Source organism: Candidatus Frankia nodulisporulans (assembly GCF_902806475.1).
Classification (GTDB): Bacteria; Actinomycetota; Actinomycetes; order Frankiales; family Frankiaceae; genus Frankia; species Frankia umida.
In genome coordinates, this window is the sequence record NZ_CADCWS010000146.1 from 1 (window position 1) to 10,739 (window position 10,739).

Consider the following 10,739-nt stretch of genomic DNA (forward strand, 5'->3'; position numbering starts at 1 on the left):
GCGCAGGGTGGCACCGGTGCGGTCGGCGGCCAGCGCGACGGCGGCGTCGCGGACCTCGTTCGCCTCGGCGGCGGTCAACGTGCGGTCGGCGGCCCGCAGGCGCAGCCCGAAGGCGAGCGACCGCTGCCCCGACCCGACCTGCGCGCCCTCGAACACGTCGAACAGGGTCAGCGACTCCAGCAGCGCACCGGCTCCCTCCCGCAGCGCCGCCGTGACCCGCGCGACGGGCACCTGGACGGGGACGACCAGCGCCACATCCCGATCGGCCGGCGGATAGGTCGAGATCGACGGTGCGACGACCGGCGGGGCGACCGCGGCGACCTCGAGCAGCGCGTCCAGGTCCAGTTCCAGCGCCACCGACCGCGCCGGCAGACCCATGTCGGCGAGCACCCGCGGATGCAGTTCACCGGCGTGCCCGACCGGCCGTCCGGCCAGCGACAGCGCCGCGCACCGGCCCGGATGCCACGGCATCGTGTCACCGGCGGTGACGGTCAGCCTCAGACCGAGGGCCTCGGCCACGAGGTGGGCGGCGTCGAGGGCGTCCGCCCAGTCAGCCGCCCGGCCCGGCCCCGCCCAGCCCGCCGGCTCGGCTCGGCCGGTGAGCAACGCCGCCAGGTGACGGGGCTGCTCGGGCAGGCTCGCGTCCAGGTCGGCGATCTCGTCGGCACTCGGCCGGCGATCCACCGGTGGGACGCTGACCCGCGCCGGGCCGTCGGGGCGCTCCCGGAAGACCAGGCCGGTCTCGAACAGGGCGAGGTCCTGCTGGCCGTGGCTGAGGTTGCGCACGGCGGCGCCGATCAGCCCCGACAGCAGCGTGGTCCGCAGGTAGGCCGCGTCCTCGGCGATCGGGTTCGCGACCCGGACCGCCGCGCGCCGCGGGTCGTCCGCGGCCAGGCTCAGCGCGTCGGCGGCGTCCTCGGCGACGAACGGCAGCGTCTGCACCTCGACATAGCCGGCGTGCGCGAGCGCCCGCCCCACCTCGCGTCGCAGCCGTTGCGCCGTGGTGAAGCCACGTCCGGCGGGCAGCCGGGGCAGCGTCACCGGAATCGTATCGTACCCCTCCAGCCGGACGATCTCCTCGACGAGATCCGCCGGCCGGGTCAGATCCGGGCGCCACGGCGGCGGGACGACGGCCAGCACCGCCTCCTCGGGCAGCACCGCCTCCTCGGGCAGCACCGCCTCCTCGGGCAGCTCTGACCCCCCGGCCAGCCCCGACCCGTCCTCGGTCACACCGGAGATGGTGCAGCCGACGTCGGCCAGCCGGCGCAGCACCGTCTGGGCCGGGTAGGGACGTCCGGCCAGTCGCTGCGCCTCACCCAGCGGCAACGGCACCACCGGGGTGGCCAGACGATGATCGATGTCGGTGACGCCCGGCTCGCTGGTGGCGCCGGCGAGCGAGACGAGCAGGTCGACGGCGGCCGCGGCGGCGACCGCGGGCAGCGCCGGGTCGACACCGCGTTCGAAGCGGCGCGACGCCTCGGAGGACAGCCGGTGCCGGCGCGCGGTCCGGGCGACGCTGATCGGGTCGAAATGCGCGGCCTCGAGCACGATGTCGGTGGTCGTCGCCGAGATCTCGGTGCTGGCACCGCCCATCACCCCGGCCAGCGCGATCGGCCCGGAGTCGTCCGCGATGACCAGGTCCTCGGGGTCGAGGACGCGCTCGACGTCGTCGAGGGTGCGCAGTGTCTCGCCGGGCGCGGCGCGGCGCACGACGATCGTCCCGGTGAGTTTCGCCCGGTCGAAGGCATGCAGCGGCTGGCCGAGGCCGAGCAGCACGGCGTTGGTCACGTCCACGGGCACCGAGATCGAACGCATTCCGGACAGTGCCAGTCGCCGCGCCCACCCCATCGGCGTCACGGCCGCCGGGTCGACACCGGTGACCACCCGGGCGACATACCGGTCGCAGCCGACGGTGTCCGCCACGACCACCGGATACCCGGCCCCAGCACCGGACGTTCCAGCACCGCCGTCGACGGCGGCTTCGGGTCGGCCCGGGTCGTCGAAGGGCAGCGCGAACGCGGTGGCGGCCTCCCGGGCGATGCCACGCGCGGACAGTCCGTAGCCGCGGTCCGGGGTGATGGCGATGTCGAGCACCTCGTCGGCGAGCTCGAGCAGCGTGGCGACGTCCGCGCCCAGCGGCGTCGACGGCTCCAGGATGAGGATGCCGTCGTGGTCATCGCCGAGGCCGAGCTCGCGTGCCGAGCAGATCATCCCGTCGCTGAGATGGCCGTAGGTCTTGCGTGCGGTGATCGCGAACCCGCCGGGCAGCACCGCCCCCGGCAACGCGACGGCCACCCGGTCGCCGACCGCGAAGTTCAGCGCCCCGCAGATGACCCCGCGCACCGCACCCGCGTCATCCTCGACGCCAGCAGCGGCACCAGCACCAGCAGCGGCGCCGGCGGCGTCCTCGGCGACAGGCGAGTCGGCGACACGGACCTGGCACCAGCGGACGGTCTTCTTCTTCGTCTCGACCGCCTCGAAGCTGACGATCTCGCCGACGACCACACCGGAGACGTCGCCGCCGACCGTGCGCAGCCCTTCGACCTCGAAACCGGCGCGGATCAGCGCGTCCGCGACCGGCCGCGTGGGCGGCAGACCGGGAACGTGTTCCCGCAGCCAAGACATCACGATGAGCATGGCGTCAGTCCTCGATTCCGAACGGGAGGCCGAAACGGACGTCCCCGTCGACGAAGTCACGGATCTCGCGGACGCCATAGCGGATCATCGCGGCGCGTTCCAGGCCCATCCCGAACGCGAATCCGCTGTAACGAGTCGGATCGACACCGGCGGCCCGCAGCACGTTCGGGTCGACCATGCCGCAGCCGAGGATCTCGATCCAGCCCTCGTCGGAGCAGACCCGACACGGCTGGCGGGCCGTCTCGCCGTGGCAGGAGAAACACTGCACGTCCAGTTCGGCCGATGGCTCGGTGAACGGGAAGTAGGACGGACGAAGCCGGGTGGACAGTCCCGTCCCGAACAGCGCCTCGGCGAAGGTCGCGAGGGTGCCGCGCAGGTCGGCCATCGTGATGCCCTCGTCGACGGCGAGGCCCTCGAGCTGGCCGAACACCGGCGAGTGGGTCGCGTCGATGGCGTCGTTGCGGTAGGTCCGCCCGGGGGCGACCACGTACACGGGCAGGTCCCGGGCCAGCAACGAGCGGATCTGCACCGGGGACGTGTGGGTGCGCAGCAGCCGGCCGGAGCCGGCGGGTTCGACGTAGAGCGTGTCGTGCATGCTGCGGGCGGGATGGTCCGGGGCCATGTTGAGGGCCTCGAAGTTGAACCAGTCGTGTTCGACCTCGGGGCCTTCGGCGACCTCGTAACCCATCGCGACGAACACGTCGACGAGCCGGTCGGACAGCGAGCTCAGCGGATGGCGCGCGCCACGACGGCGCCGCGCGGGCGGCAGCGTGACGTCCACCCGTTCCTCGCGCAGCACCCGGGTGTCGCGTTCGGCGGTGAGCTGCGCCAGCCGGGTGTCGTAGGCGGCCTGCACCTGCGCGCGGGCGGCGTTGTGCCGGCGGCCGGCGTCGGCACGGTCCTCCCGCGGCAGCGCGCCGAGTTCACGGCGGGCCAGCACCAGCGGGGCGTTGTCGCCCTGCACATGGGCGGTCCGCACGGCGGCGAGGGCGTCCAGATCGGTGGCGGTGGTGATCGAGGCCAGCGCCGCGGTGACGGCCGCGGCCAGCTGGTCAGGGTCGAGGGAGTGGACCCGGGACGGGTCGACTGTCTCTCCAGGGGCGGGCACGGAACTCTCCAGGGGTGACGCTCACCGGTGGTGTCGGTGACGCAGACAGGAATGGCCCGGGGCGCCCGCCGGGAACGCCCGGTTCGGCTGACCTCAGCCGAAGACCGGACCGCCGGCGGGCACGAAAAATCGGAACTCGGCGCCGCCGCTGGGAGCCCGGCCCACGGAGATCGTGCCGCCATGCGCCTCGATCAGCGCCTTGGCGATGTAGAGGCCGAGGCCGGTGCCGTTGCCGCGGCTGGCACCGCGCCAGAACTTGGTGAACACCCGGGCGGCGTTCGCCTCGGAAACACCTTCGCCCTCGTCGGACACGCGCACCTCCGTGCCGGACTCCTCACCGCGCAACAGCACGGTCACTGTACCCGCTCCGTGGCGCAGCGCGTTGTCGACCAGGTTGTGCAGCACCTGCTCCAGCTTGTCCGGATCGACCCACATCTCGGGCAGTTCGCCCTCTTCGACGAGGACGAACCGGCCGGCCCCGGCCGCGCCGGAGGCGATCTTTCCCTCGAGGACGGCGCGCAGCCGCGCGGGCAGGTCGATGATCTGCTTGCGGACCTGGATGCGCCCGGAGTCGATCCGGGAGACGTCGAGCACCTCGGCGAGCAGGCGGGTCACCCGGTCGGCGTCGGTGTTGACGGTGTTGAGCATGAGCTTCTTCTGCTCGTCGGTGAATCTGTCCCATTTGGCGAGCAGGGTGGCGGTGAAGCCCTTCACGCTGGTCAGCGGCGAGCGCAGCTCATGGGCGACGGTGGCGACCAGGTCGGCCCGGTTGCGCTCGAGCCGTTCCCGGCTGGAGGTGTCGCGCAGCGCCAGGGACACCCGCGCGAGCCGACCGGCGACCCGGGTGAACTGGACGGTGACGTGGAAGTCCCGGTCGTGGTCGGGCCCCGCGTAGGTGAGGCGCCGCTCCGGCTGCCCGACGACCCGGGGCATCCGGCGGCTGACCGCCGAGCACTCCCACCAGTCGTTGCCGCGTTCGTCGAGCAGCGGCAGCACCTCGGTGAGGTGACGCCCCAGCGCGGGACGCGCGGGTACGCCCAACAGGCGGGACGCGGCGCGGTTGAACACCTCGACCGTGCCGGCCGCGTCGGTGACGACGATGGCGTCGGGCAACAGGTCGAAGGCGGCCACGGGGAGGGGCCCGTCCAACATGGCCGGGCCGGCGGGTTCGTCGTCAGCAGTCATGGCCTCGCCTGGTGCCGGATCAGCGGTGCTGGTCGAACCCTCCGGGGCGGACGTCGACGCGATGATGTTCACCACCGCCGACCACCTCCTCCGGTGCCTTCGGTACCGGCCGTTCTCCGCGCCCGCGCCGACGCGTACAGGCACAGCGCGGACGCAACCGCAAGATTCAGGGACTCGGCCTGACCGTACACCGGGACCCGAAGTGTCGCGTCCGCGGCAGCCGCCACGGCCGCGTCGAGTCCGTGTGCCTCGTTGCCGAACAGCCAGGCTGTCGGTCCGTCGAGGTCGCCGGCGGCCACCGCCGCGTCGATGTCGCGCGCCGCGCCGCCCGATGTGGCGACGATGCGGCACCCCTGGGCGCGCAGCCCGGCGATCGTCTCGACCGGCTCTGTTTCGACGATCACCGGAAGGTGGAAATGACTGCCGGCGGACGAGCGCACACACTTGCCACCGAACGGGTCGACGCCGCTACCGGTGAACACGACCGCGTCCGCCCCGGCCGCGTCCGCGCTGCGGATCACGGTGCCCGCGTTACCGGGATCGTTCGCCGCCACGCACACCGCGACCAGCCGGGGTGCGACCAGATCCGCGAGCCGGTGCCGTGGGAGCGTGGCGACGCCGACGAGCCCCTGCGGAGTCACGGTCTCCGAGAGCGCCGCGGCCGCCGCCTCGGTGACCACCCGGACCGGAACACCGGCCGTGCGCAGCAACACCTCGTGGCGTGCCGCGGCGGCGGCCCCGACGAACACCTCGACCAGCGCGCCCGCCGCCACCGCGGCGCCGACCGCCTGCGCGCCCTCGACCAGGAACCGTCCCTGTTCCCGCCGTTCGGCGACCTTGTGCAGCCGCCGCGCGGCGCCTACCCGAACCGACCGCGGCCCGATCGCCGCGGCCGCGGCCCCAACCCCTGCCCTGGCCTGGGCGGCAGCAGCACCAGCGGCGGCGGCCCGGGCGTGGGCAGGGGCGGTGACAGCGGCAGGAGCCGCGGCGGGGTCACCCGCGGCGTGCACCGTCCGATCTCGTGCGGGGTTCAGGCTGCGCTCGGCTCCGGCGCCGCGGCCAGGGCTGCCCGGGCCACCTCGACCAGCGCCGCGAACGCCGCGGCGTCGTTGACGGCCAGGTCAGCGAGGATCTTGCGGTCCACGTCGACGCCGGCCAGCTTCAGGCCCTGCACGAAACGGTTGTAGGTCATGCCGTTGGCCCGCGCCGCGGCATTGATCCGAGTGATCCACAGCTGCCGGAAGTCGCCCTTGCGCGCGCGACGGTCCCGGTAGGAGTAGGTCATCGAGTGGAGCATCTGCTCCTTGGCCTTGCGGTACAGCCTGGAGCGCTGGCCCCGGTAGCCGCTGGCCTGTTCCAGGACCGTGCGACGCTTCTTCTGGGCGTTGACCGCCCGCTTCACGCGTGCCATGAGGGCACCTGTCTCCTTCGTTCGGGTGCGGCCGGAATCGTGTGGGCGCCCTAGCGGGCGAGCAGGCGCTTGATCCGGCGGTCGTCGGCCTTGGTCAGCGGAACTTCACCCTCAAGGCGACGGGTGCGGCGGCTCGACTTGTGCTCGAGCAGGTGGTTGCGGCCGGCCCGCCGCCGCATCACCTTGCCGGAGCCGGTGATCCAGAACCGCTTGTTCGCGCCGCTGTGGGACTTCTGCTTGGGCATGTCAACATCCTGACGGTGGACGTGGTTGGTCGAACGACCGGCATGGCGATACCGCCGCGCGACGGGACTCCCCGCCCACGTGCGGTACGACCGCGCAGGTCAGGCCGTCTCCGGCCAGACCGGGCCAAAAAACAGGCCGGGCACATCTAACCGAACGCACCCATATCGGGTACACCCGGGCCGGCGGTGGCCAGACCTGACGGATCAGGCCGGGCCGAGCCGGTCAGGCCTGATCAGAGGTAGCCAGCCGCGGACTCCGGCAGCCGCTGTGGCTTGGTGGAAGAACCCTTGTGCGGGGCCATCACCATGGTCATGTTTCGACCATCCTGCTTGGGCTGGGCCTCGACATAGCCGAGTTCGGCCACGTCGGCGGACAGCCGCTGCAACAGGCGGATCCCCAGCTCCGGACGGGACTGCTCCCGGCCACGGAACATAATGGTGATCTTGACCTTGTCGCCGGCCTTCAGGAACCGCACGACGTGACCCTTTTTGGTCTCGTAGTCGTGCGGGTCGATCTTCGGGCGCAGCTTCATTTCCTTGATGACGGTCTGGACCTGGTTCTTCCGAGCTTCCCGACGCTTCTGGTCGGACTCGTACTTGAACTTCCCGAAGTCCATCAGCTTGCAGACCGGCGGACGCGCCGTCGGCGCCACCTCGACGAGGTCGAGGTCGGCCTCCTGGGCCATACGCATGGCCTCGCCGATCGCGACGATGCCGATCTGCTCGCCCTCGGCGCCGACAAGGCGCACTTCGGGAACGCGGATCCGGTCGTTGATGCGGGACTCTGTGCTGATGTGTTCCTCCGTTGCTCGACGCGCGGGCGCGACCTCACCGCAGCGGAGCACCGAGCCTGGTGACACCAGGCTCCCGGCCGACAACCGCGGGAACGGCTCGGCCGACCGGCGACCCGGCCACCGCGCCTACCGCCTCGAACGAGGCCCGCAGGAACTCCGGTGACTCGGGTGGAGGGCGAACCCCCGCTTGGTCCTGCCGGACAGGCTCCGCGCCCCCGTTCGGAACCGTCGCAAACGACGGCACCGTCGGACAGCTGGAGCCGACCGGCATCGGTCTCTGCCAAGACTAGCACCCAGCCCGCCCAAGTGACGATCATTCGCACCCGACGCACCGCACCCCCGAACTCCCCCTGGGCGCTTTGTTCGTGGATCCGGGTGGCTGGCGCGGCGGTACCGCCGGGGCAGGTCGAGCTGGCGGGATATGTGAGATCAGGCGTGCAGGCCGTGACCGAGCTGGCGGCGCACCGCCAGGGTCTGACCGAGGCCCGCCCCGACCAGCAGGACGGCGATGCCCGATCCGCCGCCGAGCTGTTCGGACAGCAGCCGGGCCACCTTGACTCCGTCCAGCTGACGCCCCGCCCGGCCACGCGGCATCACGACCAGCACCGGCCGCCCACCGCTCTCGGCTCCACCGGCAGGGCTGGCGGAAGCGGCCTCGGCAGCGGCAGCGGGGCTGGCGGGTGCGGGGTCGGCGGCGGGCCGCGCCGTGAGTTCCGCCGGCCAGGCCGTGATCGGCAGTGCGAGGGCGCGCAGGGCGGACCGCACGCGGGTGCGCGACAGCGGGCCGTCCGGATCGGTCGGCGGGCGCAGCGCGGAAAGCGACTGGTCATCGAGTTCGGGGGTGGGTTCGCGGGCGGGCAGCAGGTCGAGGCTGGCGGTGTGCGGGCCGGCGACGTCGATCACCATGACGCCGAGGCCTTCCTGCGCGGCCTGCGCGAAGGCGTCCGGCCCGGCGACGGGAACCGGCCGGGCGGCCGGACGCCAGGCGGCGAGCGTGGCGACGCTGGTGAAGACCGGCAGGGCGCTCGCTCCGGACGCGGTGCGCAGCGTGATCAGCGCCATCTCGCTGCCGCGATCGGCTCCGGTGGCCTCATCGACCGAGGTGGCCTGCGCTTCCACGCCGACGAAGACCCGGGCCTCCCGCAGCGCCACCGTGAGTGCCGCCGGGTCGATGCGCCCGGTGTCGCCGGCCGCGGCCAGCACCCGGGCGAGCTCCGCGTCGGCCTCCCCCTGGTCACCCTGCCCCGCCGGTTTCAGCAGATCCCGCGCCATGCTGCCCAGCCTATTGCCGCGCACCCTGGTGACGGTTCCGCGGAACCGTCGGCGCCACCCCTTGATGGTGGGGTGACGCACCGGTGACCATCCGCGGCGGATATGTCAGGCTGATCCGTGTGGTCACGGGGGAACAGCGCACAGGAGAACAGCGCACGGCCGGCCCGCCCCCGGCGGGCGATGTCGAACCGGTGGATTTCTTTGTCTCCTACACAGGCGCGGATGAGGCCTGGGCCACCTGGGTCGGGGCCGTTCTGGAAGAACAGGTCCGGGCGGACGGCCGGCGGGTGCGAGTCAGGTTGCAGGCATGGGACTCCCCCGCCGGGGCGAACTTCGTCACCTGGATCAGCGACCAGATGGACGCCGCCGCCAGCACCATCGCGATCTGTTCCCCGACCTATTTCGACTCCCACTGGTGCACCGCGGAATGGACCGCCGCCCTGAACAGGCGCACCATCATCCCGCTGCGCGTAACCGACGTCGGAATACCGACCATTCTGGCCACCATCGGCTACCGCGACCTGCACGGTGGCATCGATGAGACGCTCGCCCGCAGACGCCTGCTGGAAGCTGTCGGCCTCGCCGCCGTGGCACGTCAGTCCCAGGGATTTCCCGGCGCGAGCATGGCGCCAGGGAACGGAACGGCGACCGAGGCGAAAGATGCGGTAGGAGCGGCGGAGGAGGTTTTCCCGGGCCGGATTCCCGCGGTGTTCAGCGTGCCGCCGAGGCTGCGCCGCTTCACCGGCCGTCAGCCTCTGCTCGACCAGATCAGAGCCGGGCTCACCGATCACCGCGCCGATTCCGGCTCCGGCTCCGGCTCCGGCTCCGCGTCGGGCGTGGCCGGCCGGCGGGTGGCCATTACCGCGTTGTACGGCCTCGGCGGGGTCGGCAAGTCCCAGCTGGCCATCGAGTACGCCCATCGGCACGCCGCCGACTACGACCTCGTCCTGTGGGTGGACGCCGAGCAGACCGCGTTGATCCCGGCGCGGCTCGCCGCCTTCGCGGCCCGGCTGGACGTACCGTCCGTCGGCCAGGTCGCCGATGATGCCGCCGCGGTACTCACCTGGCTGGGACGGCACCGGCGGTGGCTGCTCATCTACGACAACGCCGAACTCCCGGCCGGGCTGCGGCCCTGGCTTCCCGCCGGATCTGGTCACACCCTGATCACATCCCGGCAGACCGGCTGGGGTGCGCTGGCCGACCCGCTCGAGATCGATGTGATGGACCGCGCCGAGGCGATCGCGCTGCTCGTGCGGCGCCGCCCCACGCTCGATCCTGGTGTGGCCGACGAGCTGGCCGAGGTACTGGGCGATCTACCGCTCGCGCTGGAACAGGCCGCCGCCTATCTCGACGCGACCGGAACCTCCGCCGCGCGGTATCTGGCCCGGCTCCGGACGGAGCAGGCCGCGATGCTGGGCAAGGGTGAGGACCTTGCCCGCGGCGGCACCATCGCCAGCCTGTGGGCGGTCACCCTGGAAAGGCTCCAGCAGAGTCAGCCGGGCGCCGTCCGTCTCCTGGAGCTGTGCGCTCAGCTGGCGCCGGAACCAATCCCGCTCACACTGTTTCAGGCCGAGATGATACGGCCAGAACGCCGCCGCCGATGGTGGGCGCGGCAGAGCTCAGGCGCTGCGGAGATTCCCGGCGGGATTTCCGATGCGCTCGACACGATCGCCGCCTACTCCCTTGCCCGTCGCACCGACAGCAGCCTCACCCTGCACCGGCTGCTCGCCGCGGTCATCCGGGCCCGACAGACCGATACTGAGCGGAATACGACCGCCGCCACCATTCGCCGGATGCTCACCGCCCGCCTTCGCCATACCAATCCCGAAATTCCGGCTGACTGGCAGGTCTGGGGGGAGCTGTCCACACATCTCACCACCGCCGCCGCCCTGCATCCGGACATTCCAACCGATTCCGTTCACCCCGACAGCCGCCCTCTTATCCGACAGGTCAGCATTTTCCTGACTGCCCACGGTGATTACCAGGCCGCCGCCGCTCTTGACCGCACCATCCACACTCGTGACCGCCACACCCTCGGCGACAACCACCCCGACACCCTGACCTCCGCCAGCAACCTCGCCCTCGAC

9 protein-coding genes are annotated in these 10,739 nt (G+C 72.2%); 1 reads left to right on the plus strand and 8 read right to left on the minus strand.

The features are described from left to right. The 8 genes from G6R24_RS13655 to G6R24_RS13690 all read right to left on the minus strand — a co-directional run. Nucleotides 1-2,637: phenylalanine--tRNA ligase subunit beta (locus G6R24_RS13655; protein WP_163549629.1), on the minus strand; the 2,637-nt coding region annotated here is incomplete at its 3' end. 4 nt (nucleotides 2,638-2,641) lie between these two features. Beyond that, a complete protein-coding gene (gene pheS, locus G6R24_RS13660) occupies nucleotides 2,642-3,745 on the minus strand; it encodes a phenylalanine--tRNA ligase subunit alpha (RefSeq protein WP_163549630.1) in 1,104 nt (367 codons plus the stop codon). A gap of 93 nt (nucleotides 3,746-3,838) precedes the next feature. After that, nucleotides 3,839-4,930 carry a sensor histidine kinase gene (locus tag G6R24_RS13665; RefSeq protein ID WP_163549634.1) on the minus strand — a complete coding sequence of 364 codons (1,092 nt, stop codon included), beginning with the start codon at nucleotides 4,928-4,930 and terminating at the stop codon, nucleotides 3,839-3,841. A 68-nt stretch (nucleotides 4,931-4,998) separates the two neighbouring features. After that, complete coding sequence (locus G6R24_RS13670; protein ID WP_163549635.1) at nucleotides 4,999-5,814, minus strand: TrmH family RNA methyltransferase; 816 nt, start codon at nucleotides 5,812-5,814, stop codon at nucleotides 4,999-5,001. Nucleotides 5,815-5,960: 146 nt separating this feature from the next. Then, nucleotides 5,961-6,341 (minus strand): 50S ribosomal protein L20, encoded by a 381-nt coding sequence (gene rplT / locus G6R24_RS13675; protein WP_163549631.1) that lies wholly within the window; start codon nucleotides 6,339-6,341, stop codon nucleotides 5,961-5,963. Nucleotides 6,342-6,391: 50 nt separating this feature from the next. Beyond that, on the minus strand, nucleotides 6,392-6,586 hold the full coding sequence (gene rpmI, locus G6R24_RS13680; protein ID WP_163549632.1) for a 50S ribosomal protein L35: 195 nt from the start codon (nucleotides 6,584-6,586) through the stop codon (nucleotides 6,392-6,394). Nucleotides 6,587-6,819: 233 nt separating this feature from the next. After that, entirely contained in the window at nucleotides 6,820-7,446 is a 627-nt protein-coding gene (gene infC, locus G6R24_RS13685; protein ID WP_225438495.1) for a translation initiation factor IF-3, read from the minus strand. 363 nt (nucleotides 7,447-7,809) lie between these two features. After that, entirely contained in the window at nucleotides 7,810-8,676 is an 867-nt protein-coding gene (locus G6R24_RS13690; protein WP_225438496.1) for an SseB family protein, read from the minus strand. A 95-nt stretch (nucleotides 8,677-8,771) separates the two neighbouring features. On the opposite strand from G6R24_RS13690, the gene fxsT reads away from it, so the two are divergent. Continuing rightward, nucleotides 8,772-10,739 (plus strand): FxSxx-COOH system tetratricopeptide repeat protein (gene fxsT / locus G6R24_RS13695; protein WP_163549633.1); only part of this gene is annotated, 1,968 nt, incomplete at its 3' end.